Source organism: Pseudazoarcus sp. NS36 (assembly GCF_059703705.1).
In genome coordinates, this window is sequence record NZ_BAAKJA010000001.1 from 451,320 (window position 1) to 473,561 (window position 22,242).

The following is a 22,242-nucleotide window of genomic DNA, read 5'->3' on the forward strand; positions in this document are numbered from 1 at the left end:
GCAGCGCACGGCAGATCGGCCACGCAATCGACACAGACGGGGTCGTTCCCGCAACGCGCACCGCACACCTCGCAGGCTTGCGGCAACACAAGGCCGCTCAGGGATCGCAGCAATCGTCGCAGGTTTGACAAGCGCACCCCCTGACCGGAACATGCGCCACTCGCGCAGAATTGGCAAAGGATACTGAAATGACAACGGGATTGGCAGAACAAACTGGCGCAAGCCCCACCGCAGCCCAGGCCGCCCCCGCCCGCCGCTGGAGCACCGCTGAAGTCGCCGCGCTGTTCGAGCGCCCCTTCCTCGACCTCGTCTTCGAGGCGCAGCGCGTGCATCGCGAGCACTTCCCGGCCAACGCCGTACAGCGCTCCACCCTGCTTTCAATCAAGACCGGCGGCTGCTCGGAAGACTGCGGCTACTGCTCGCAGTCCTCGCGCTATGACACCGGGCTGGAGAAGGAAAGCCTGATGCCGCTCGACGAAGTGCTGGAACACGCCCGCGCCGCCAAGGCCAAGGGCGCCTCGCGCTTCTGCATGGGCGCGGCCTGGCGCGGCCCGAAAGACCGCGACCTGGAGCCCGTGCTGGACATGGTGCGCGAGGTCAAGAAGCTCGGATTGGAAACCTGCGTCACGCTCGGCATGCTGCGCGACGGTCAGGCCGAGAAGCTCGCCGACGCTGGCCTCGATTACTACAACCACAACATCGACACCGCACCCGAGTTCTACGGCAACGTGATCACCACGCACAAGATGTCCGACCGCCTCGACACCCTCGACAAGGTGCGCGATGCCGGCATCAATGTTTGCTGCGGCGGCATCGTCGGCATGGGCGAAGGTCGCCGCGGTCGCGCCAGCATGATCGCCCAGCTCGCCAACATGCACCCGGCGCCTGATTCCGTGCCCATCAACAACCTCGTGCCCATCCCCGGCACGCCGATGGCCGGCAACGAAGACATCGACCCCTTCGAGTTCGTACGCACCATCGCCGTAGCCCGCATCACCATGCCCGGCAGCGTCGTGCGCCTGTCGGCCGGCCGCCAGCAGATGAGCGACGAGATGCAGGCCCTGAGCTTCATGGCCGGCGCGAATTCCATCTTCTACGGCGACCGCCTGCTCACCACCGACAATCCCGAGGCCAACCACGACGAGCAGCTGTTCCAGCGACTCGGCCTGCAGGCCATCTGACCGGTTTCACGCGGGCCGCAAGGCCCGCGCCCCTCCGCATGCACCCCGTCTGGCTGTTCGACCTCGACAACACGCTGCATAACGCCAGCGCCCACATCTTTCCGCACATCAACCGCAGCATGACGGCCTACCTGGCCGAGCATCTGGGCGTACCCGAGGACGAAGCCAACGCCCTGCGCCTGGCCTACTGGCAACGCTACGGCGCCACGCTGACCGGCCTGATGCGCCACCACGGCACCGACCCGCACCACTTCCTCGCCGAGACACATCGCTTCGACCGCCTGCACGAAATGATGGTGTTCGACCGCGCCCTGTCCGCCATGCTGCGTCGTCTGCCCGGCCGCAAAATCGTGTTCTCCAACGGCCCCGCGCTGTACGTCGAGGCTATCGTCCGCGCCATGGGCATTCGCCGCCACTTCGACGACGTGTTTGCCGTCGAACACATGCGCTTCGAGCCCAAACCCGGCGTGCGCGCCTTCCGCCACCTGTTGCGGGAATACCGCCTGCGGCCGGAGCGCTGCATTCTGGTAGAGGATTCGCCGGCTAACCTGCGTACCGCCAAGCGACTGGGCATGAAGACCGTGCTGGTCAGTCGCGGGCAGAAACAGCCCGCCTATGCCGACATGAAGATCGGCTCGGTACTGGAATTGCGCCGAACCTTCCGAAGATTGGTCGGACCTTAATCTGCGCCGCGCAACCAGCGCGCCGCATCCAACGCGAAGTAGGTCAGGATGCCGTCGGCACCCGCCCGCTTGAAGGACAACAGGGCTTCTAGCACGCAGGCGCGCTCGGCGAGCCAGCCGTTGGCAGCGGCGGCTTTCAACATCGCGTATTCGCCGCTGACCTGATAGACGTAGGTCGGCACCTGCAGCTCGTGCTTTACGCGACGCACGATGTCCAGATACGGCATGCCGGGTTTGACCATGAACATGTCGGCGCCCTCGGCGATGTCGAGCGCGACTTCGCGCACGGCTTCATCGGAGTTGGCCGGGTCCATCTGGTAGGTGTGCTTGTCGCCTTTGCCTAGGTTGCCGGCGGAGCCGACGGCGTCACGAAAGGGGCCGTAGAAGCTCGATGCGTACTTGGCCGAGTAGGCGAGGATGCGGGTGTGGATGAAGCGTTCGGCGTCCAGCGCAGAGCGGATGCGCGCGACGCGGCCGTCCATCATGTCGGACGGAGCAACTACGTCGGCGCCGGCGCGGGCATGGCACAGGGCCTGTTTAGCCAGCGCTTCGAGCGTCTCGTCGTTCATGACATAGCCGCGCGGGTCGGCCGGGTCGATGAGGCCGTCCTGACCGTGGCTGGTGTAGGGGTCGAGCGCGACGTCGGTAATGACGCCGAGGTCGGGATACGCGGCCTTCAGGGCGCGCACGGTACGCGGCACGAGGCCGTCGGGGTTCCAGGCTTCTTCGGCCTCGGGTGTCTTGCCGGAGGCATCAATGACCGGGAACAGCGCGATGGCCGGGACACCCAGCTCTACGGCTTCGCCGGCCACCTTGAGCAGGCGGTCGATGCTCACGCGCTCGACGCCGGGCATGGACGGCACGGCCTCGACGCGGTCTTCACCGTCAAGCACGAACACCGGATAGATCAGGTCGTCCGCCGACAGACGATGCTCGCACATGAGGCGGCGCGAGAAGTCGTCGCGACGCATGCGGCGCATGCGGATGGCGGGGAATGCTGGACCAGATCTCATCTGGAACCTCCTTTTGAAACAACGTGATGTGAAAATCTCACGACACGAGGGAACCGATCGACGCGGTGGCACTCAGAACACACGGATGCGTAACTGGCATCCCCCGCTTCCCTCCCTGAGCGGGAGCCTTCAGCGAAGGCGTTCACCCCGGGCTTACGTCTCTTCGGCCCGGGGTTTTTCTTTTATGGCGGGCTCATCCTGCGGCAAGCCAAGCCAGCCCGCGACGACATGCTCGACCTCTTCGATGCCGGTTTTCTTGAGGCTCGAGAAGAGCTGCACGCTCACCTGCCCGGCCAGATGGCCCAGCTCGCGACGCACCAGCGCGAGCGAGGCGGCTGCCTGGTTCTTGGAAAGCTTGTCGGACTTGGTGAGCAGGATGTGGATGGGACGACGGCTCGGGGCGAACCAGCCGATCATCTGCAGATCAAGCGGCGTGATCGGATGACGTGAATCCATGATCAGCACCATCCCGATCAGGTTCTCGCGCTTGCTCAGGTAACGCTCGAGCAGCCCCTGCCATTGCTTGCGAATCTCGGGGGGAACCTTGGCGTAGCCATAACCCGGCAGATCGACCAATGCCGCGCCGCAGTTGAGGCGGAAGAAGTTGATGAGCTGGGTGCGGCCGGGCGTCTTGGAGACGTAGGCCAGTCGGACATGGCCAGCCAGCGTATTGATTGCACTGGACTTTCCGGCGTTTGACCGCCCGGCAAAGGCTACCTCAGCCCCCACCGGAGGTGGCAGACCCGAGGTCTTGGCAATGGAAATTTCAAACTGAGCGTTACGGAATATGGGCATCTGGAGTGGACACCGCGCGAGGCCCGGCATCGGGAAAAATTCGGGGCTTCGCGCAGAGGCGACGAGTTAATATAGAATACCGCGTTTGTGTATCCGCTCACAGCTTTCAGAGGACACCCATGATCAAGCGTTCCCTTCTGCTTTCGCTGCTTCTGGCCACCGGTGGGCTGCATGCTCAGGCCCCCGATCTTGATCGCGCCAAGCAGCTTGCTGATTCCATCTGTGTCGGCTGTCACGCGGCCGACGGCAACAGCACGATCGCGGACAACCCCAAACTCGCCGGCCAGATCCCCGAGTACACCTACAAGCAGTTGCGGAATTTCTCTTCGATCAACGGCAATCCGCCGGCTCGCGCCAACGCGATCATGGGCTCGATGGTTGCCGCGCTGTCGGATGACGACAAGCTCTCGCTGGCCTACTACTACGCGCAGCAGACGCTGCAACCGGAAGTGGCACAGAACGCCGACACCGTCGAACAAGGCCGCCAGATCTGGCGCGCAGGCATCGCTTCCAAGGGCGTTCCGGCCTGTGCGGGCTGTCATGGCCCGAGCGGCTCGGGCATGCCGGCACAGTACCCGCGCATCGCCGGTCAGCACGCCAAGTACACGCTGACTCAGCTGCAAGCCTTCCGCGACGGCAATCGCGCCAACGATCCGGCGGAAATGATGCGCAGCATCGCGCTGAAGATGACCGACAAGGAAATGGCTGCGGTGGCCGATTACGCTGCCGGCCTGCGCTGAGCGCACACGGCTTCGACAGGAATGGCGGCTCCGGCCGCCATTTTTCGTTTACCGTCGCCGACCGGCGCGCAGGCGCTCGATCTCGGCAGGCGAGAAGCCGGCCTCCAGCCGCGCCGCTTCGTGCAGCGGCGGCTGCGGGTACGGCGCTTCGAAATCATCCATCAGTGCCAGATAAGTAGCCTCCGGCTCCAGCCCACGCTCCGCACACAGCATGCGGAACCAGCGGTCGCCCAAGGCAACATGCCCGACCTCATCGCGCAGGATGATGTCGAGAATCGCCATCGTCGCCTCATCGCCGATGGCGCGCAGCTTGTTCATGATCACCGGCGTGGCATCCAGGCCGCGCGCTTCGAGCACGCGCGGGACCAGCGCCATGCGCGCCAGCGGATCATGCGCAGTGCGGCAGGCCATGTCCCACAGGCCGTTGTGGGCGGGAAAATCACCGTAGTCATGCCCCAGCTCACGCAGGCGCGCGCGCAGCATCGAGAAATGCTCAGCCTCTTCTGCCGCCACCTTCAGCCAGCCATCGTGGAAGTCCTCCGGGAAGCTGCGAAAGCGCGCAATGCAGTCGAGCGCGAGGTTGATCGCATTGAACTCGATATGCGCAATGGCGTGAATCAGCGCGGCATGCCCCTCAGGGGTGGCGGGCTTGCGTGGTTTCAGTTGCTCCGGCGCGACCAGTTCGGGCAGCGCCGGCCGGCCAGGGGCGGTCAGCGCTTGCGGATCATCCGGCCCGGCCACCACGCTCAGACGGCCTGCAGCGCGGGCTGTACGCATCGCCTGGGTGGCCGCGCACTTCTCGGCAGGGTCGTGAATGGCCAGGGTTTCAGCGGCGGCCTGATGCAGGGAAGGAGTCATGCTGCCGATTCTATCGCCCCGCATACTGCAGCGAGCCGACGGATCGGGGATAATGCGCCGGGTCCGCCTGCGTAAATCCGAACACGTTCAAGAGAAGCCATGAATCCGCAACCCAAGAACATGCTCTCCGTCGCCGATGCCCGCGAGGCCATTCTCGGCCCGCTCACACCGATCGATGGCTGGGAGCGCGTGGCCGTGCGCGCCGCGCTCGACCGCGCGTTGGCCGAGAACGTCATGGCCCCGTGCAACGTACCCGCGCACGACAACTCGGCGATGGACGGCTACGCAATCCGCTTCGGCGACCTCACCGCGGACGCCGAGACCCGCCTTGCCGTGGTGGGCAGCGCCTTTGCAGGCCGACCGTTCAGCGGACTGATCGGCGCTGGCCAGGCCGTGCGCATCATGACCGGCGCACCGATTCCCGAAGGCGCCGACACCATCGTGCCGCAGGAAGCCACGCGCACTGAAGACAAGACGGTGTTCATCCCGGCGAAGGTGCGCAAGGGACAGAACCTGCGCCGCGCGGGCGAGGACCTGAAGCTGGGCAGCATCGCCCTGCCCGCCGGCACCTTGTGCGGCCCGGCCGAGATCGGGCTGATTGCCTCGCTGGGCATTGCCGAGGTGACGGTACGCCGTCGTCTGCGCGTGGCCTTCTTTTCCACCGGCGACGAGCTGGCCTCGATCGGCAAGCCGCTCTCGCCCGGCGAGATTTACGACAGCAACCGCTACACGCTCTTCGGCGCACTCACGCGCCTGGGCTGCGAGCTGATCGATATGGGCGTCATCCCCGACGATCCGGCCGCCATCGAAGAAGCGTTTCGCAGTGCAGCCGCCAGTGCCGACGTAATCCTGACCAGCGGCGGCGTATCAGTCGGCGAAGCCGACTACACACGCGAGATGCTCGGCCGGCTCGGTCAGGTTTCGTTCTGGCAGCTTGCGATCAAACCAGGCCGCCCCATGGCCTTTGGCCGCGTAGACGGGGCATGGATGTTCGGCCTGCCCGGCAATCCGGTCGCCGTACTGGTGACCTTCTACCAGTTCGTGCGTGATGCGCTGCTCACGCTGTCCGGCGTGTCGCCACTGCCGGAACCGGCGCTGTTCGAGGCCCGTTGCACCAACGCCATCGGCAAGCGACCGGGGCGCCGCGAGTTCGTGCGCGGGCGCTTCCACTGGAGTAGCGAGGGTCCGCAGGTGCGGGTGGCCGGAAGCCAGGGCTCGGGCGTACTCAAATCCATGTCCGAAGCGAACTGCTTCATCGTGCTGCCGGAAGAATGCGGCGACGTTCCGGCCGGCGGCCGCGTCATCGTCCAGCCTTTCGACGGCCTCGTCTGACCCACCACGGGAATCACCGCATGAATCAGGACGCACTCAAGAAGGCCGCCGCACTGGCCGCCCTCGACCGCATTCCGCACGGCAGCATCGTCGGCGTCGGCACGGGCTCCACGGTCAATCACTTCATCGACGGCCTGGCCGAGATGCGCTCGAAGATCATCGGCGCGGTATCCAGCTCCGACGCCAGCACCCGCCGCCTGGCTGCTGCCGGCATCCGCGTGTTCGACCTCAACGATGTCGACAACATCCCGGTGTACGTGGATGGCGCCGACGAGATCGATCACGGCTTCGCCATGATCAAGGGTGGCGGCGGGGCACTGACGCGCGAGAAGATCGTCGCCGCCGTGGCGCAGCGCTTCATCTGCATCTGCGATGAAACCAAACGGGTCGAATGCCTGGGCCGCTTCCCCCTGCCGATCGAAGTCGTACCGATGGCCCGCGCCCATGTCGCCCGCCAGCTTGCACGGCTTGGCGGCAACGTGGTCGAACGGGCCGGATTCATCACCGACAACGGCAACCTGATTCTCGACGTGCATGGGCTGACCATTTCGGAGCCGAGCGCGCTGGAGAGCGAAATCGACCACATCGCCGGCGTCGTCACCAACGGCCTGTTTGCCCGCCGCAGCGCGGACGAGCTGCTGCTGGCCACCCCGACCGGGGTGCGGAGCCTCAGCCGCCGACCTGCGTGAACTGCAACAAAACCGTCACACGACGGTGCTAGTCTGCGCGGACTCATTTTGGAGTCCACGAACAGATGAACAAGCACACCTTCGCCCAATTCGACCGCGACCTCGACGAGCTGCGCCAGCGGGTCGTCCTGATGGGCCAGGAGGTCTGCCAGCAGGTACGCGACGCCATTCGCGGCCTCGGCGAATCCGACAAGGTACTGATCGAGCAGGTCATCCTGCGTGACAAGCGCATCAACCGCGAAGAGGTCGACCTCGACGAGCGCTGCGTGCAGATCATCGTCAAGCACGCCCCGGCCGCCGCAGACCTGCGCATGCTGACCACCACCATGCAGATGATTACCGATCTGGAACGTGTCGGTGACGAAGCCAAGAAGATTGCCAAGGCCGCACGCCAGATCGTCGGCGCCGACCCCGACAGCGTGCCGCAGGTCAATCTGCTGACGGTTTCCGAGCACGCCGTGGGCATGCTGGAGCGTGCGCTCGACGCCTATGTGCGGGGCGATGTCTCGCTGGCCCCTGAACTGGCGCGTGAGGACAAGGATGTAGACGCGGTCATCAAGGGCATCATGGGCGACCTTGCCACGCTGATGATGAAGACCCCCGGCCACGTCATCCGGTCGCTCGATCTGCTGACCATCGCCAAGGCCATTGAGCGCGTGGGTGACCACGCCACCAACGTTGCCGAGTACGTGGTGTTCATGGCGCGCGGACGCGATGTGCGTCACACCTCCCCCGAAGACATGGAACAAGCCGTGCGCCCGGCCGACTGAACGGACAAGGGCTGCACAAAAAAAGGCAGCGGCCTGAAAGCCGCTGCCTTTTTTTATTGCTTGGACTGCCGGACGGATCAGGCCGGCGGGGGCGGGACGAAACCCTCGACCTGATCGGCGCCCTCGCCGAAGAAATGACGCTCCATCTGTTCGGCCAGGTACTTGCGCGCCTTGGCGTCCATCAGGTTCAGGCGGTTCTCGTTGATCAGCATGGTCTGGTACTTGACCCACTGCTGCCAGGCTTCCTTCGAGACGTTCTCGAAAATGCGCTGACCGAGTGCGCCCGGCACCGGCGGACGCTCCAGACCTTCAGCCTCTCGGCCGAGCTTGATGCAATTGACCATACGGGTCATGACGTACCTCTTGCGAATCGATGTGGCCACATTTTAACAGCCACACCGCGACCGGCGCGGTCAAAGCGGTTTGACGAAAACCTTGGAGCGGCGCTGGTAGTTGTAGAGCTCCAGCTTCTTCTTGGGCAGTGCATCCGGCCCGGTCTCGACGAAACCACGCTCGCGGAACCAGTGCGCGGTACGCGTGGTGAGGATGAACAGCCGCTCCAGCCCCATCGCACGGGCGCGTTTCTCGAGCCGCTTGAGCAACTGTTCTCCCAAGCCGGCACGACGATACTCATGCGCCACCGCCAGACACGCCAGTTCGGCCGAACCTTCATCACCGAACGGATACAGCGCCGCGCAGCCCACCAGCACGCCGTCGTGCTCGACCAGCGTGAAGCGTTCGACCTCCTGCTCCAGCAGTTCGCGCCCGCGCCGCACCAGCGAACCGTCGGCTTCGAGCGGCTGGATCAGGGACACCAGCGCGCCGATGTCTTCCACCGTAGCCTCGCGCATGCGGAACAGCGGGTCGCGCGTCACCACGGTGCCAACCCCGGCATGCGTAAAGAACTCCAGCAGCAGGCCGCCGTCCTTGTCGTGGTCGATCAGATGCACGCGGCCCACGCCCTTGCGCACGGCACGGATCGCGCCCGGCAGGTAGTAGTGCAGGTCTTCGGTAAGGCCTTCGTTGGCGTCAAAGGCTCGCTGCGCCTCATCGGCGGTGACCGATTCGATGAGGTGGCCGTCCTCATCGAGCAAGCCCGGCGCGTCGCACAGATAGACCAGCTTTTCGGCCTTCAGCGTGACGGCCACGGCCTCGGCCACGTCCTCCATGCTGAGGTTGAAGATCTCGCCGGCCGGCGACACCCCCAGCGGCGTGATCAGCACCACGTTCTGCTGGTCGAGGTCAGCCTTGATCTCTTCGTCGAGAATCTTGCGCACCGCGCCGGTGTATTGGTAATCGATGCCATCGACCACGCCCACCGGACGCGCGGTGATGAAATTGCCGCCGGTGACGCGGATGTAGCTGCCGGCCATCGGCGTATTGGGCAGGCCTTGCGAGAGCAGCGCCTCGACCTCGAAACGCGTTACCGCCATGGCCACCTTGACACACTCCAGCGCCGGCGCGTCGGTTACCCGCAGACCATTGTGGAATTGCGGCTCCAGCCCGCGACGCGCCATCTCGGTATCGATCTGCGGCCGCGCGCCATGCACCAGCACCAGCCGCACACCCAGCGCCGAGAGCAGGTTGCAGTCGTAGGCAAAGCGCTGGGCGCGGTCGTGATCAGCCATGACCTCGCCGCCGAAGGCGATGACGAAGGTCTTGTTGCGGAAGGCATGCACGTAGGGCGCGGCCCCGCGCACCCACGCGACGAACTGCGCGGCCGTCTCGTCGGCGGCCACGATGCGGGCTTCGGAGGTCTGGGAATCACGGCTCACGGGCATCACCTTTGCATCGGAATGCGGTGATTCTATCGGAATGCCACCAGTGCGCGGCAGCTCAGGACTTGAGCGCCTGTTCCAGCCGATCGCAGATCGTGCGCAAGACCTTGATGCGGGCGTAGTGCTTGTTGTCCGCCTCGACGATGGTCCACGGCCGCTCGCCGCCGGCACGTCCGATCATGTCGCACACGGCCTCTTCATACGCAGCCCAGTTGTGACGGTTACGCCAGTCCTCGGGCGTGATCTTGAAGCGCTTGTGCGGCTCGGCCTCGCGTTCGCGGAAGCGGCGCAATTGCTCATCGCTGCTGATGGCCAGCCAGAACTTGATGACCACCGCACCAGCCTCTTCCAGCGTCTGCTCGAAGTCGTTGATCTCGCCGTAGGCGCGCATCCAGTCGGGCTCGGCAGCAAAGCCCTCAACCCGTTCGACGAGCACGCGGCCATACCACGAGCGGTCGAAGATCACGGTCTTGCCCTGCCGTGGAACATGCCGCCAGAAACGCCACAGATACGGGCGCGCAGCCTCCTCGTCGGTGGGCGCGGCAATCGGGATGACGCGGTAGTGGCGGGCATCCAGCGCCGCCGTGACGCGGCGGATCGCACCGCCCTTGCCGGCCGCGTCCATGCCCTCGAACACCAGCACCAGCGAGCGCTTGCGGAAGGCCTTGTCGCGCGTCAGCAGCGCCAGCCGCCCCTGCAGCAGCTCGAGCTGTTCGTCGTAATCCTTGCGCCCGAGCTTCTGCGACAACTCCAGGGTATCGAGAAAGGTTCGACGGTCCGGCAAGGCTGGCAGCTCGGGGCGCGACGCCTCCCGCGCGGGCGCTTCGCGATCACGCGCCAGATGCCGCGTGATTGCATCGAGCACGCTGCGCCCGGCCGCCAGCGCACGGTGATTGGCATCCTCGCTGTCGATGACGACCCACGGCGCTTCGGCGCTGTCGGTGGCACACAACATGGCCTCTGCCAGCTCACGGTTGCGATCGTAGCGCTCGTGCGCCGCCCAGTCCTCGTCGGTCACTCGCCAACGCGTCCGGTCATCCGCCGTCAGGGTGTCGAAGCGGCGCTTCTGTGACTCTTTGGAGAGATGGAACCACAGCTTGACGAGCACCACCTTCTCACGCGCCAGCATCGTCTCGAAACGGTTGATCTCGTCGAGCCGGTGCTCGAAAACCGCTCTGGAAGAAGCCTCGTCCAGTCGCTCGCGCAAGGCACCGGCGTACCAGTCGCCGAACATGGCGCACAGCCGGCCGCGCGCCGGCAGCACGCGCCAGAAGCGCCACATGTAGGGGCGCTCGGCCTCCTCACTGGATGGCTCATCAAAACCGCGCACCTCGATGTGACGCGGGTCCATCCATTTGGTGAGCAGATTGACGGTGTCGCCCTTGCCGGCGCCTTCAACACCATCAATGAGCACCACAACAGAGAAGGCACGTGATTCGAGCAGCTCGTACTGCGCGTCGAGCAAGGCCGTACGCAGCTTGTCCTCGGCCTTGCGGAAGTCGCTCTTGCTGACCTTGTGGCCTATTTCGGCGGATTCAAACATTCGGTTTCCCGTTCAGAAATCGCCCCACAGCGCCTGCATGGCCGACAGCGCGGCCAGCCCGGCGGTTTCGGTGCGCAATACACGTGGGCCGAGCGTCACGCCGTCGCAACCGGCTGCGCGGCACGCCGCCAGCTCCTCGTCGCTCCAGCCGCCTTCCGGGCCGATCAGCAGATGGCAGGCCACATCAGGCTTGCCCAGCTCGGCCAGGCGCTGCCCGCCGAGCGGGTCGAGAATCAGCCTTTGCGGGCCATCGCGGTGTTGCGCCAGGTAGTCGCGCAGATCGACGATGTCGGCCACCTCCGGCACGCGGTTTCGCCCGCTCTGCTCGCAGGCCGACACGGCCACCTCGCGCCAATGCGCCACTCGCTTGTCGGCGCGCTCGCCGTTGAGCTTGAGCACGCTGCGCGTCGCGCGTACCGGGATGACGGCCGACACGCCCAGCTCGACGGCCTTCTGCACCACCCAGTCCATCTTGTCGCCACTCGCCAGCGCCTGCACCAGCACGATCTGCAGTGGCGATTCGCGCTCCACCGCGCGGCGCTCCACCAAGCGGGCAGACCAGCGCTTGCCCTGCCCTTCGAGCACGGCCTCGACCTCGCCGCCAAGGCCATCGAACAACACGATGCGCTCGCCGGCCGACAGGCGCAGCACGCGTACGGCATGATGCGCGAGGGCATCGGGCAATTCGAAGCAATCGCCCTGTGGCAGCGGCTCGGGGGAGAAGAAGCGGGAAACCATGGTGCTAGTATATGGCCTGGTCCATACCCTGCGGGGAGCCCATGCCCAACCCCTCGCATCGCCTCGCCCGCGCCCGGGCACTTGAATCGCTCGTGCGCGATGTCGCGCGGGAAGTCATCCTGCCGCGCTATCTGCGCACGGCGCGCAACTGCAAATCCGACGGCACGCTGTTCAGCGAAGCCGATCTTGAATCCCAGCATCACTTCGAACGCGAACTGCCCGGCCTGCTTTCCGGGCCGGTACTCGGCGAGGAGATGACGCTCGACCAGCAGCAGGCGCTGTGGGCGGACGGGCGCAAGGGGCTGTGGTGCATCGACCCGATCGACGGCACCACCAACTTCCTCAACGGCATTCCGTTCTTCGCGGTGTCCATTGCGTATCTGGTCGATCACGAACCGCGTTTCGGCGTGGTCTACAACCCGGTCACCGACGAATCCTTCTACGCCGCCAAGGGCTCTGGCGCTTTCCTCAACGGCACGCGCTTACCCTTGCGCCGGCCGGCCGAAGGGCTGGGCGAGGCGGTGGCCGGCGTCGACTTCAAGCGCGTACCGGCTGCACTCGGCAACGAACTCTCGCGCCACCCGCCGTTCTATTCGCAACGCAATTTCGGCTCCAGTGCGCTGGAGTGGTGCTTTACCGCCGCCGGTCGGCTCGACGTTTACCTGCACGGCGGCCAGATGCTGTGGGATTACGCCGCCGGCAGCCTGATCCTGTCGGAAGCCGGCGGCGTCGGCATGGCGCTGGACGGACAGCCGCTGATGGCTCCGCCAGGCGTCAAGCGCGGCGTCATTGCCGCCGCCAGCCCCGACCTGTTCTCGCAATGGCGCGGCTGGATTGCCGCCCACACCCCCTGACCAACGGAAAACCTCATGTCCGCGAAACACCCGATCATCGCCGTCACCGGCTCGTCCGGCGCCGGCACCACGACCGTGAAGGACACCTTCGAGCGCATTTTCCATCGCGAGAACGTGAATGCGGCCATTGTCGAGGGCGACAGCTTCCACCGCTTCACGCGCGCCGAAATGAAGCAGCAGATCGAGGAAGCCGAAGCGCGCGGCGAGCGTGGCATCAGCCACTTCGGCCCGGACGCCAACCTGCTCGAAGACCTTGAAGCGCTGTTCCGTGGCTACGGCGAATCGGGCATCGGCCGCAAGCGCGTGTACATCCACAACGAAGAGCAGTCGGTGCGCTGGAACCTGCCGATGGGTACGTTCACTGACTGGGATGACCTGCCGGTGGGGACCGACTGCCTGTTCTACGAAGGCCTGCATGGCGGCTTCATGTCGGACAAGATCAACATCGCCAAGCACGCCGACCTGCTGATTGGCGTAGCGCCGACGATCAACCTCGAATGGCTGCAGAAGCTGCACCGCGACACCCATGTGCGCGGCTATTCGGCCGAAGCCGTGCAGGACACCATCCTGCGCCGCATGCACGATTACGTGCATTACATCGTTCCGCAGTTCGCGCGCACCCACATCAATTTCCAGCGCGTGCCGGTGGTCGACACATCCAACCCGTTCATCGCGCGGGATGTGCCCTCGCTGGCCGAATCCATGGTCGTGATCCGCTTCTCGAACCCGCGCGGCATCGACTTCCCCTACCTGCTCAACATGATCGCCGGCGCGTTCATGTCACGCGCCAACACCATCGTCATCGAAGGCGGCAAGCTCGACCTGGCGATGCAGCTGATCCTCACGCCGCTGATCTGGAAACTGATGGAGAAAAAACGCAAAGCATTGTAATGCCGTCGTACCAGCGGGTTTGCGCCCTGTACTGTTGACCCCGCTCCGGTCGCCCTACCGCAGGGCAGCAAATTCGGGGATAATTTCGCCTTTTCCTTCAGAGCCCTGCCCCCAGCGCCATGACCCAGACCCGCAATGTCACCCCGCCCTCCTTCAACCCTGTGACCGGCGCGGTGCGTGCGCTCGCGATGGATGCGGTGCAGAAGGCGAAGTCCGGCCACCCCGGCGCACCGATGGGCATGGCCGAGATCGCCGAAGTCGTGTGGCGCCGCCACCTGCGCCACAACCCGGCCAACCCCAAGTGGGCTGATCGTGACCGCTTCGTACTGTCCAACGGTCACGGTTCGATGCTGCTGTACGCGCTGCTGCACCTGACCGGCTACGACCTGCCGATCGAAGAGCTGAAGAACTTCCGCCAGCTCCACAGCAAGACGCCGGGCCACCCCGAATACGGCTACGCGCCGGGCGTCGAGACCACCACCGGCCCGCTCGGCCAGGGCGTCACCAACGCAGTCGGCATGGCTATTGCGGAAAAGGTGCTGGCGGCCGAGTTCAACCGCCCCGGCCATGACGTGGTCGACCATCGCACCTTCGTCTTCCTCGGCGATGGCTGTCTGATGGAAGGCATCTCGCACGAAGCCTGCTCGCTGGCCGGCACGCTGGGCCTGGGCAAGCTGGTGGCCTTCTACGACGACAACGCCATCTCCATCGACGGTGACGTCGAGGGCTGGTTCACCGACGACACGCCCAAGCGCTTCGAAGCCTACGGCTGGCAAGTCATCCGTGACGTGCAGGGCCACGACGGCGACTCCGTCGATGCCGCCATGCGCGCCGCGCTGGCCAATACCACGCAACCCACACTGATCTGCTGCAAGACCATCATCGGCGCCGGCGCCCCGAACAAGCAGGGCGGGCACGATGTGCATGGCGCCCCGCTCGGCGACGCCGAAATTGCCGCCGCCCGCGAACACATCGGCTGGAACCATCCGCCGTTCGAGATCCCGGCCGAGGTCTACGCCGCATGGGATGCGCGTGCCGCAGGCAGCGCCCGCGAAGCCCAGTGGGATTCGCAGTTCGAGGCCTACCGCGCCGCCCACCCCGAGCTGGCCACCGAGTTCGAGCGCCGCATGGCGGGCGAGCTGCCGGCGGACTGGAACGCCCACGTCGAAGCCGTGCTGCAACAGGTGACCGACAAGGCCGAGACCATTGCCACGCGCAAGGCCAGCCAGAACGCCATCGAAGCCTTCGCGCCGAAGCTGCCCGAGCTGATCGGCGGCTCGGCCGACCTGGCCGGCTCCAACCTCACGCTGTGGTCCGGCGCCAAGGGCGTCAGCAAGGACACCGGCGGCAACTACATCTACTACGGCGTGCGCGAGTTCGGCATGGCCGCGATGGCCAACGGCATCAGCCTGCACGGCGGCCTGATCCCCTACACCGCCACCTTCCTGATGTTCAGCGAATACGCACGCAACGCGCTGCGCATGGCCTCGCTGATGAAGCTGCGCCAGATCTTCGTGTTCACGCACGACTCCATCGGCCTGGGTGAAGACGGCCCGACCCACCAGCCGGTCGAACAGACCGCCACGCTGCGCCTGATTCCGCACATGGATGTCTGGCGTCCGTGCGACACCACCGAATCCGCCGTAGCCTGGGCGCACGCCATCGAGCGTGCCGACGGCCCGAGCTGCCTGCTGTTCTCGCGCCAGAACCTGCCCTTCCAGACGCGCAGCGCACAGCAGATTGCCGACATCCGTCGCGGCGGCTACGTGCTGTCGGAAGCCGCTGACGGCGCACCCAAGGCCGTCATCATCGCCACCGGCTCGGAAGTCGGCCTGGCCATGGATGCGCAGAAGAAACTGGCCGAGGACGGCATCTCGGTGCGCGTGGTCTCCATGCCCTCGACCAATGTCTTCGATCGTCAGGACAGCGCGTGGCAGACCGCCGTGCTGCCGGCCGGCCTGCCGCGCGTGGCCGTCGAGGCCGGTGTAACCGACGGCTGGCGCAAGTATGTCGGCCTCGAAGGCGCAGTGATCGGACTGGACCGCTTCGGCGAATCCGCCCCGGCCGGCGACCTGTTCAAGTATTTCGGCATCACCGCGGATGCCGTGGTCGACGCGGTAAAAGCCCGCATCGCCTGATTGCACGACCGGGCCGGCCACAAGCCGGCCCGGGCACCAACCCACATGGAGTAACCGCATGAGCATCAAGATCGCGATCAATGGCTATGGCCGCATCGGTCGCTGCACCCTGCGCGCGCTGTACGAACTCGGTCTGCGTCATGAGTTCGAGATCGTCGCCATCAACGCCTCGGGCGACATCGCCACCAACGCGCACCTGACCAAGTACGACACCACCCACGGCCGCTTCGGCTTCTCCGTCGAGACCGAGGGCGACAACGTGCTGATCGTCGACGGCGACCGCATCCCCTTCTTCTCGACCAAGGATCCGAAGGGCGTGAACTGGGGCGCGCTGGGCGTGGACGTGCTGCTCGAATGCACCGGCGCCTACACCAGCAAGGCCAAGGCCCAGGTGCTGCTTGAACAGGGCGCAAAGAAGGTGCTGATTTCGGCGCCGGGCGGCGACGACGTCGACGCCACCATCGTCTACGGCGTGAACCACGAGGTGGTTACGGCCGCCATGACCGTGGTGTCGAATGCCTCGTGCACCACCAACTGCCTGGCACCGGTCGCCAAGGTGCTGCAGGACAACATCGGCATCGAAAAAGGCCTGATGACCACTATCCACTCCTTCACCAACGACCAGGTGTTGGTGGACGTGCGCCACAAGGACCTGCGCCGCGCCCGTGCGGCCGCGCACAACATCATCCCGACCAAGACCGGCGCGGCCAAGGCAGTCGGGCTGGTATTGCCCTCGCTGAAGGGCAAGTTCGATGGTTTCTCGCTGCGCGTGCCGACCATGAACGTGTCACTGGTCGACCTCACCTTCACCGCCAGCCGCGACACTTCGACCGAAGAGATCAACGACTTGATGAGGCAGGCCTCGCGCGGTGCGCTCAAGGGCGTGCTGGCCTGCAACGAGGATGCCCTGGTGTCGTCGGACTTTAACCACGACACCCACTCGTCGGTGTTCGACACCACGCAGACCCGCGTGATGGGCGGCAACCTGGTCAAGGTTCTGGCCTGGTACGACAACGAGTGGGGTTACTCCTGCCGCATGCTCGACGCCGCGCGCGTGGTCGCACAGGCCAAGTAAGCAGCCCCCACGCGCCCGCCGTGAGCGGGCGCGCTTTCATCCAGCACACGGACTCCCGCACATGAAGGTCAACCAGCTCAACGACATCGATCTCTCCGGCAAGCGCGTGTTCATCCGCTCGGACCTCAACGTGCCGCAGGACGAGGCCGGCAATATCGTCGAGGACACGCGCATCCGCGCATCCATCCCTTCCATCCAGCACTGCCTCGATGCCGGTGCGGCGGTCATGGTCACCTCGCACCTGGGCCGCCCGAGCGAAGGCGAAGTGCGCGCCGAAGACACGCTGATGCCGGTTGCAGTACGTCTTGGCCAGCTGCTCGGCCGTCCGGTCAAGCTCATCACCGACTGGATCGACGGCGGGTTCGAGGTCAAGCCGGGCGAAGTCGTGCTGCTCGAGAACTGCCGCTGCAACGTCGGCGAGAAGAAGGACGACACCACGCTGGCCAAGAAGATGGCCGCGCTGTGCGAGGTCTACGTGAATGACGCCTTCGGCACCGCCCACCGTGCAGAAGCCACCACCCACGGCATCGCACGCTTCGCGCCGGTGGCCTGCGCCGGCCTGCTGATGGGCGCCGAGATCGAGGCACTGACCCGCGCCACTGACAACCCCAAGCGTCCGATGGTGGCCATCGTCGGTGGCGCCAAGGTGTCGACCAAGCTGACCATCCTGAAAAAACTGGCCGGCAAGGTAGACCAGCTCATCGTCGGCGGCGGCATCGCCAACACCTTCCTGCTGGCTTCGGGCAAGCGCATCGGCGAATCGCTGGCCGAACCTGAGCTGGTCAAGGAAGCACAGACCATCATGGACATGATGAAGGCCCGCGGCGCCGAAGTGCCGCTGCCGGTGGACGTGGTGGTGGCCGACGAGGTATCCATGCTGGCGCGCGCCAACCGCATTCCGGTGTGCGACGTCGGCCCGCATGACCGCATCCTCGACGTCGGCCCGAAGAGTTCGGCCCGCCTGACCGACATCATTGCGCACGCCGGCACCATCGTGTGGAACGGCCCGGTCGGCGTGTTCGAGTACGACCAGTTCGCCGGCGGCACCAAGATGATGGCCTCGGCCATTGCGCATTCCGAGGCCTTCACGATTGCCGGCGGTGGCGACACGCTGGCGGCGATTGCCAAGTTCGGCATCTCCAAGGACATCGGCTACATCTCGACCGGCGGCGGCGCCTTCCTGGAGTTCCTCGAAGGCAAGACCCTGCCGGCCATCGCCGCGCTGGAAGAACGCTATCAGCCGTAATGCAACAAGCTGTGCGGTGGCTGGCTCAGGCCACGACCGCGATACTAGAATTCCCTGACAGATCATGCGTGCGCGCCTGACGCGCCGCCCAACGGAGAAGCACCATGGCACTCGTTTCGATGCGACAGCTCTTGGACCATGCCGCCGAGCATGGCTACGGCCTGCCCGCCTTCAACGTCAACAACCTGGAACAGGTCCAGGCCATCATGGAAGCCGCGGCCGAATGCGACAGCCCGGTGATCATGCAGGCCTCGGCCGGCGCGCGTAAGTACGCCGGCGAAGCCTTTCTGCGCCATCTGATCGACGCCGCCGTCGAGTCTTATCCCAACATCCCCGTCGTCATGCACCAGGATCACGGCCAGAGCCCGGCCGTATGCATGGCGGCGATCCGCTCCGGTTTCAGCAGCGTGATGATGGACGGCTCGCTGCTCGAAGACGGCAAGACCCCGTCGGACTACGACTACAACGTCGCCGTGTCGCGTGAAGTGGTCAAGCTCTCCCACTCCATCGGCGTCACCGTGGAGGCCGAACTGGGCTGCCTTGGCTCGCTCGAAACCGGCATGGCCGGCGAGGAAGACGGCATCGGCGCCGAGGGCAAGCTCGACCACAGCGCGCTGCTGACCGATCCCGAGCAGGCCGCCGACTTCGTCAAGCAGACCGATTGTGACGCGCTGGCGATTGCCATCGGTACCAGCCACGGCGCCTACAAGTTCACGCGTAAGCCCACCGGCGACATCCTGTCGATCGAGCGCATCAAGCAGATCCACGCGCGCATCCCCAACACGCACCTGGTCATGCACGGCAGCTCCAGCGTGCCGCAGGAACTGCTCGAAATCATCCGCCAGTACGGCGGTGACATGAAAGAGACCTACGGTGTGCCGGTCGAGGAAATCCAGACCGCCATCAAATTCGGCGTGCGCAAGATCAACATCGACACCGACATCCGTCTGGCCATGACCGCCGCGGTGCGCAAGTTCCTGTTCGAGAACCCCTCCAAGTTCGACCCGCGCGAGTTCAACAAGCCCGCCCGCGAGGCGGCCAAGTTCGTGGTCAAGGCGCGCTTCGAAGCCTTCGGCAGCGCCGGCATGGCCAGCCGCATCAAGCCGGTCGCGCTGGACAAGATGGCGGCCCGCTACAAGGCCGGTGAGCTCACGCAACTGGTCAAGTAATCGGCCGGGATCGATGTCGGCGCACGTCTTCACCTATGGCACGCTGATGTGTGCCGACATCATGCAGGCGGCCTGCGGTACGCTGCCTGCCGCCAGCGCCGCCCGACTGAGCGACTTCAGCCGCCACGCCGTGGCCGGGGAGGACTACCCCGGCATCCGGCGCAACGCCGGTCACACGGTGTCCGGCCTGCTTTACCTCAACGTCCAGCCGCAACAGCTGGCCCGCCTCGACGCGTTCGAAGGCGAGCAATACACGCGCGAAGAAGTCCTCGTCACCCTCGAGGACGGGCGCACGCAGACCGCCTGGACCTACGTTTTCAAGCCCGCGTTCGAACATCTGCTGCAAGCGCATGCCTGGGATTTCGACACTTTCCTGGCTGCCGGACATGGCCGCTTTCGCGCGCGCTACGCGGGTTTCCGGGCCGACTGAAGCCCTCGCCCCGAAATGGGGCATGTCGGCCACATGTTAGAATCGGCCCTCCCCACGCCCACCGGCGTGCGGCATCCGGACGACTTCCCGAAGGAGCGCCCCTTGTACTTTTTCCGTCCCTGGTCAGGCCTGATCGCTGCCCTTGCCCTCTTCATGTTGCTGCTTGCCGGCCCGGCTGCCGCAGCCCCTTCGGAAGCCCAGACGCCGGCGCCTGCCAGCGCTGAACAGCTGGCCGAACTGCTCGAGAACGAAGCCTCCCGCAATGCGCTGATCGAGCAGTTGCGACGCAGTGCCGCGGAAAGTACGGCCGCGCCCGCCGTCAGCGCACCCGCCGCTCCGTCATTGCCACAGCGCATCGCCGCAACGACACGCGCGGTGGCCGAACGCACGATGACCGAGGCGAGCGCCGCAGTCGCAGCGCTTAGCATGGCTCGCGAACTGCTGGGCCTGAGCGACACTTCGATGCTGGCGCGCGATGCCGGTCTGTTTGCGCTGTTCGCGTTTGCAGTGCTGATCCTGCATCAGGTGTTCCGGCGCATCGCCGAAGCTCCCTGCCACCGCCTCGAAACCTGGACGCAAGCAGGCGGCGACACCACCGTACTGCGCCGCATGGTAGCGGTGAGCGGCGCCATCGCATTGCAGCTCGCAGCCGTGCTGGCCGCCTGGCTTGCCGGCTATGGTCTCGCCCTGGTGATGCCCGGCGTCGGCGCCGACGGCAGCCTGCGCGTAGTCGACGCCTTGTTCCTGAACGCCTTCGTCATCGTCGAGGCCGTGCGCGCCACACTCGCCACCCTGCTGTCGACACGCTTTGCCGGCCTGCGCGCCGTCGGTTCCGGAGAGGAAACCGCCTACTGGCTAGCCTGGGCCTCGCGCATGAGCCTGTTCGCAGGCTACGGCTTGCTGCTGATCGCGCCGGCGGCAGCGCAGCTGATTGCGCCCGAAGTCGGGCGTGTCCTGACCCTGCTGATCGTGCTGCTGGCATTCCTCAAGGCCGCCGTCATCGTGCTGCAGAACCGCGCCCGCACCCGTGCGGCGCTTGAGTCGCTGGGCGAACGCATGCAGACCGGCTTTGCGCGCGTGGCACTCAACATGCTGGCGCGGGTATGGCACGCAGCGGCGCTGGGCTATCTGGGCGCCCTGCTGATCGTGGCGCTGTTCTATCCCGAGCAGGCGCTCGGCTTCATGTTTGCGGCCACGCTGCAAAGCGCGCTGGCGATGCTCGCCGGCGTCATCATGGCCCGTCTCCTGACGAGCGTGATCCTGCGTCGCATCCACCTTCCGGACGACACGCGCGCGCGCTTCCCGCTGCTCGAAGATCGGCTCAACGCCTACATTCCGGGCATGCTCAAGGTCGCGCGCTTCGTGATCCTGGCCGTCGTACTGGCGGTCATCATCGATGCATGGACGAGTTTCGACCTGGGGGTGTGGGCCGCATCGGACGCCGGCATGGCGGCCATCGGCCGGCTGGTCACCGTGTTCTTCATCATCGGGCTGGCCTTGCTGGCGTGGCTGCTGTCGGCCAGCTGGATCGAATACCGCCTCAACCCCGAGGTCGGCAGCGCGCCGACTGCACGCGCCAAAACCTTGCTGACGATCTTCCGCAACGTCGTGGCGATTGCACTGGTGGTGCTGACCACCATGGTGGTGCTGGCCGAACTGGGCGTGAACATTGGTCCGCTGATTGCCGGTGCCGGCGTACTCGGCCTGGCCATCGGCTTCGGCTCGCAGAAACTGGTGCAGGACGTCATCACGGGCCTGTTCATCCAGCTCGAACACGCCATTGACGTTGGCGATGTGGTCACCGCCGGCGGCGTCACCGGTGGCGTCGAGAAGCTCACCATCCGCTCGCTCGGCATCCGCGACTTGGCCGGCGTGTATCACCTGATCCCGTTCTCGTCGGTCGACATGGTGTCGAACTTCAACCGCGAATTCGGCTATCACGTCGGCGAGTACGGCGTAGGCTACCGCGAGGACACCGACGAGGTCGTCGAACACCTCAAGGCAGCCTTCGAGGAACTGCGCGCCGACCCGGATCACAGCCACAACATCATGGGTGAACTTGAAGTGCACGGCGTCACCGCACTGGCCGACAGCTCGGTCAACATCCGCGTGCGCATCAAGACCCAACCCGGCACACAGGCGCCCACAGGGCGCGCCTACAACCGTCTGGTCAAGCGTCACTTCGACGCGGCGGGCATCGAGATTCCATTCCCGCACATGACGGTGTATTTTGGCGAGGATAAACAGGGCAAGGCACCCGCCGCCAACCTGCGACTCATCGACGTCACGCCCGGCAAGGAGGAATAAGCCGGCCGGGCC

21 protein-coding genes are annotated in these 22,242 nt (G+C 65.5%); 14 read left to right on the forward strand and 7 right to left on the reverse strand.

Features of this window, described 5'->3' with window-relative positions; translation table 11 throughout:
- Positions 1 to 188 precede the first annotated feature (188 nt).
- Positions 189 to 1,181, forward strand: a complete 993-nt coding sequence (bioB, locus tag AC6H0R_RS02145) for a biotin synthase BioB (protein ID WP_497579688.1) — start codon at positions 189 to 191, stop codon at positions 1,179 to 1,181.
- A gap of 38 nt (positions 1,182 to 1,219) precedes the next feature.
- Positions 1,220 to 1,864 carry a pyrimidine 5'-nucleotidase gene (locus AC6H0R_RS02150; RefSeq protein WP_497579689.1) on the forward strand — a complete coding sequence of 215 codons (645 nt, stop codon included), beginning with the start codon at positions 1,220 to 1,222 and terminating at the stop codon, positions 1,862 to 1,864.
- On the opposite strand, the gene hemB is transcribed toward AC6H0R_RS02150, so the two are convergent.
- Both hemB and yihA read right to left on the reverse strand, forming a co-directional pair.
- Positions 1,861 to 2,877, reverse strand: a complete 1,017-nt coding sequence (gene hemB / locus AC6H0R_RS02155) for a porphobilinogen synthase (RefSeq protein WP_497579690.1) — start codon at positions 2,875 to 2,877, stop codon at positions 1,861 to 1,863. The genes AC6H0R_RS02150 and hemB overlap by 4 nt on opposite strands.
- 153 nt (positions 2,878 to 3,030) lie before the next feature.
- Positions 3,031 to 3,672, reverse strand: coding sequence for a ribosome biogenesis GTP-binding protein YihA/YsxC (gene yihA, locus AC6H0R_RS02160; protein ID WP_497579691.1), 642 nt, complete (start codon positions 3,670 to 3,672; stop codon positions 3,031 to 3,033).
- Positions 3,673 to 3,791: 119 nt separating this feature from the next.
- On the opposite strand from yihA, the gene AC6H0R_RS02165 reads away from it, so the two are divergent.
- Positions 3,792 to 4,412: a c-type cytochrome gene (locus AC6H0R_RS02165; protein ID WP_497579692.1), complete on the forward strand. Its 621-nt coding sequence runs from the start codon at positions 3,792 to 3,794 to the stop codon at positions 4,410 to 4,412.
- A gap of 48 nt (positions 4,413 to 4,460) precedes the next feature.
- Here AC6H0R_RS02165 and AC6H0R_RS02170 read toward each other — a convergent pair whose 3' ends face one another.
- Positions 4,461 to 5,270: a ferritin-like domain-containing protein gene (locus AC6H0R_RS02170; protein ID WP_497579693.1), complete on the reverse strand. Its 810-nt coding sequence runs from the start codon at positions 5,268 to 5,270 to the stop codon at positions 4,461 to 4,463.
- Between the two features lie 99 nt (positions 5,271 to 5,369).
- Between AC6H0R_RS02170 and moeA the strand changes: the two genes are divergently transcribed.
- The 3 genes from moeA to phoU all read left to right on the forward strand — a co-directional run bounded on the left by moeA (position 5,370) and on the right by phoU (position 8,061).
- Positions 5,370 to 6,602 (forward strand): molybdopterin molybdotransferase MoeA, encoded by a 1,233-nt coding sequence (moeA, locus tag AC6H0R_RS02175; RefSeq protein ID WP_497579694.1) that lies wholly within the window; start codon positions 5,370 to 5,372, stop codon positions 6,600 to 6,602.
- Positions 6,603 to 6,622: 20 nt separating this feature from the next.
- Entirely contained in the window at positions 6,623 to 7,291 is a 669-nt protein-coding gene (rpiA, locus tag AC6H0R_RS02180) for a ribose-5-phosphate isomerase RpiA (RefSeq protein WP_497579695.1), read from the forward strand.
- 65 nt (positions 7,292 to 7,356) lie between these two features.
- On the forward strand, positions 7,357 to 8,061 hold the full coding sequence (gene phoU / locus AC6H0R_RS02185) for a phosphate signaling complex protein PhoU (protein ID WP_497579696.1): 705 nt from the start codon (positions 7,357 to 7,359) through the stop codon (positions 8,059 to 8,061).
- 77 nt (positions 8,062 to 8,138) lie between these two features.
- Here the strand turns inward: phoU and AC6H0R_RS02190 are convergent, their stop codons facing one another.
- From AC6H0R_RS02190 to AC6H0R_RS02205, 4 genes are all read right to left on the reverse strand, one after another.
- Positions 8,139 to 8,414, reverse strand: a complete 276-nt coding sequence (locus AC6H0R_RS02190; RefSeq protein WP_497579697.1) for an oxidative damage protection protein — start codon at positions 8,412 to 8,414, stop codon at positions 8,139 to 8,141.
- Between the two features lie 60 nt (positions 8,415 to 8,474).
- Positions 8,475 to 9,836 carry an amino-acid N-acetyltransferase gene (gene argA / locus AC6H0R_RS02195; RefSeq protein WP_497579698.1) on the reverse strand — a complete coding sequence of 454 codons (1,362 nt, stop codon included), beginning with the start codon at positions 9,834 to 9,836 and terminating at the stop codon, positions 8,475 to 8,477.
- A 61-nt stretch (positions 9,837 to 9,897) separates the two neighbouring features.
- Complete coding sequence (pap, locus tag AC6H0R_RS02200; protein WP_497579699.1) at positions 9,898 to 11,382, reverse strand: polyphosphate:AMP phosphotransferase; 1,485 nt, start codon at positions 11,380 to 11,382, stop codon at positions 9,898 to 9,900.
- Positions 11,383 to 11,394: 12 nt separating this feature from the next.
- Complete coding sequence (locus AC6H0R_RS02205; protein ID WP_497579700.1) at positions 11,395 to 12,120, reverse strand: 16S rRNA (uracil(1498)-N(3))-methyltransferase; 726 nt, start codon at positions 12,118 to 12,120, stop codon at positions 11,395 to 11,397.
- Positions 12,121 to 12,161: 41 nt separating this feature from the next.
- Between AC6H0R_RS02205 and AC6H0R_RS02210 the strand changes: the two genes are divergently transcribed.
- From AC6H0R_RS02210 to AC6H0R_RS02245, 8 genes are all read left to right on the forward strand, one after another.
- On the forward strand, positions 12,162 to 12,974 hold the full coding sequence (locus AC6H0R_RS02210; protein ID WP_497579701.1) for an inositol monophosphatase family protein: 813 nt from the start codon (positions 12,162 to 12,164) through the stop codon (positions 12,972 to 12,974).
- A 15-nt stretch (positions 12,975 to 12,989) separates the two neighbouring features.
- The gene (locus tag AC6H0R_RS02215; protein ID WP_497579702.1) at positions 12,990 to 13,865 is read left to right on the forward strand and encodes a phosphoribulokinase; all 876 of its coding nucleotides are present in this window, start codon (positions 12,990 to 12,992) and stop codon (positions 13,863 to 13,865) included.
- Positions 13,866 to 13,984: 119 nt separating this feature from the next.
- On the forward strand, positions 13,985 to 16,003 hold the full coding sequence (tkt, locus tag AC6H0R_RS02220; RefSeq protein WP_497579703.1) for a transketolase: 2,019 nt from the start codon (positions 13,985 to 13,987) through the stop codon (positions 16,001 to 16,003).
- Positions 16,004 to 16,061: 58 nt separating this feature from the next.
- Entirely contained in the window at positions 16,062 to 17,078 is a 1,017-nt protein-coding gene (gene gap, locus AC6H0R_RS02225; RefSeq protein ID WP_497579704.1) for a type I glyceraldehyde-3-phosphate dehydrogenase, read from the forward strand.
- A gap of 61 nt (positions 17,079 to 17,139) precedes the next feature.
- The gene (locus tag AC6H0R_RS02230; protein WP_497579705.1) at positions 17,140 to 18,324 is read left to right on the forward strand and encodes a phosphoglycerate kinase; all 1,185 of its coding nucleotides are present in this window, start codon (positions 17,140 to 17,142) and stop codon (positions 18,322 to 18,324) included.
- A 104-nt stretch (positions 18,325 to 18,428) separates the two neighbouring features.
- On the forward strand, positions 18,429 to 19,493 hold the full coding sequence (fba, locus tag AC6H0R_RS02235; RefSeq protein ID WP_497579706.1) for a class II fructose-bisphosphate aldolase: 1,065 nt from the start codon (positions 18,429 to 18,431) through the stop codon (positions 19,491 to 19,493).
- A gap of 13 nt (positions 19,494 to 19,506) precedes the next feature.
- Positions 19,507 to 19,923 carry a gamma-glutamylcyclotransferase family protein gene (locus tag AC6H0R_RS02240; RefSeq protein ID WP_497579707.1) on the forward strand — a complete coding sequence of 139 codons (417 nt, stop codon included), beginning with the start codon at positions 19,507 to 19,509 and terminating at the stop codon, positions 19,921 to 19,923.
- A 33-nt stretch (positions 19,924 to 19,956) separates the two neighbouring features.
- The gene (locus AC6H0R_RS02245) at positions 19,957 to 22,230 is read left to right on the forward strand and encodes a mechanosensitive ion channel domain-containing protein (protein WP_497579708.1); all 2,274 of its coding nucleotides are present in this window, start codon (positions 19,957 to 19,959) and stop codon (positions 22,228 to 22,230) included.
- Positions 22,231 to 22,242 lie beyond the last annotated feature (12 nt).

Excerpts from the sequence above, each read along its gene's own strand:
- bioB (WP_497579688.1), top strand. The coding sequence starts at position 189 with ATGACAACGGGATTGGCAGAACAAACTGGCGCAAGCCCCACCGCAGCC.
- AC6H0R_RS02150 (WP_497579689.1), top strand. The coding sequence starts at position 1,220 with ATGCACCCCGTCTGGCTGTTCGACCTCGACAACACGCTGCATAACGCC.
- hemB (WP_497579690.1), bottom strand. The coding sequence starts at position 2,877 with ATGAGATCTGGTCCAGCATTCCCCGCCATCCGCATGCGCCGCATGCGT.
- yihA (WP_497579691.1), bottom strand. The coding sequence starts at position 3,672 with ATGCCCATATTCCGTAACGCTCAGTTTGAAATTTCCATTGCCAAGACC.
- AC6H0R_RS02165 (WP_497579692.1), top strand. The coding sequence starts at position 3,792 with ATGATCAAGCGTTCCCTTCTGCTTTCGCTGCTTCTGGCCACCGGTGGG.
- AC6H0R_RS02170 (WP_497579693.1), bottom strand. The coding sequence starts at position 5,270 with ATGACTCCTTCCCTGCATCAGGCCGCCGCTGAAACCCTGGCCATTCAC.
- moeA (WP_497579694.1), top strand. The coding sequence starts at position 5,370 with ATGAATCCGCAACCCAAGAACATGCTCTCCGTCGCCGATGCCCGCGAG.
- rpiA (WP_497579695.1), top strand. The coding sequence starts at position 6,623 with ATGAATCAGGACGCACTCAAGAAGGCCGCCGCACTGGCCGCCCTCGAC.
- phoU (WP_497579696.1), top strand. The coding sequence starts at position 7,357 with ATGAACAAGCACACCTTCGCCCAATTCGACCGCGACCTCGACGAGCTG.
- AC6H0R_RS02190 (WP_497579697.1), bottom strand. The coding sequence starts at position 8,414 with ATGACCCGTATGGTCAATTGCATCAAGCTCGGCCGAGAGGCTGAAGGT.
- pap (WP_497579699.1), bottom strand. The coding sequence starts at position 11,382 with ATGTTTGAATCCGCCGAAATAGGCCACAAGGTCAGCAAGAGCGACTTC.
- AC6H0R_RS02205 (WP_497579700.1), bottom strand. The coding sequence starts at position 12,120 with ATGGTTTCCCGCTTCTTCTCCCCCGAGCCGCTGCCACAGGGCGATTGC.
- AC6H0R_RS02210 (WP_497579701.1), top strand. The coding sequence starts at position 12,162 with ATGCCCAACCCCTCGCATCGCCTCGCCCGCGCCCGGGCACTTGAATCG.
- AC6H0R_RS02215 (WP_497579702.1), top strand. The coding sequence starts at position 12,990 with ATGTCCGCGAAACACCCGATCATCGCCGTCACCGGCTCGTCCGGCGCC.
- tkt (WP_497579703.1), top strand. The coding sequence starts at position 13,985 with ATGACCCAGACCCGCAATGTCACCCCGCCCTCCTTCAACCCTGTGACC.
- gap (WP_497579704.1), top strand. The coding sequence starts at position 16,062 with ATGAGCATCAAGATCGCGATCAATGGCTATGGCCGCATCGGTCGCTGC.
- AC6H0R_RS02230 (WP_497579705.1), top strand. The coding sequence starts at position 17,140 with ATGAAGGTCAACCAGCTCAACGACATCGATCTCTCCGGCAAGCGCGTG.
- fba (WP_497579706.1), top strand. The coding sequence starts at position 18,429 with ATGGCACTCGTTTCGATGCGACAGCTCTTGGACCATGCCGCCGAGCAT.
- AC6H0R_RS02240 (WP_497579707.1), top strand. The coding sequence starts at position 19,507 with ATGTCGGCGCACGTCTTCACCTATGGCACGCTGATGTGTGCCGACATC.
- AC6H0R_RS02245 (WP_497579708.1), top strand. The coding sequence starts at position 19,957 with ATGTTAGAATCGGCCCTCCCCACGCCCACCGGCGTGCGGCATCCGGAC.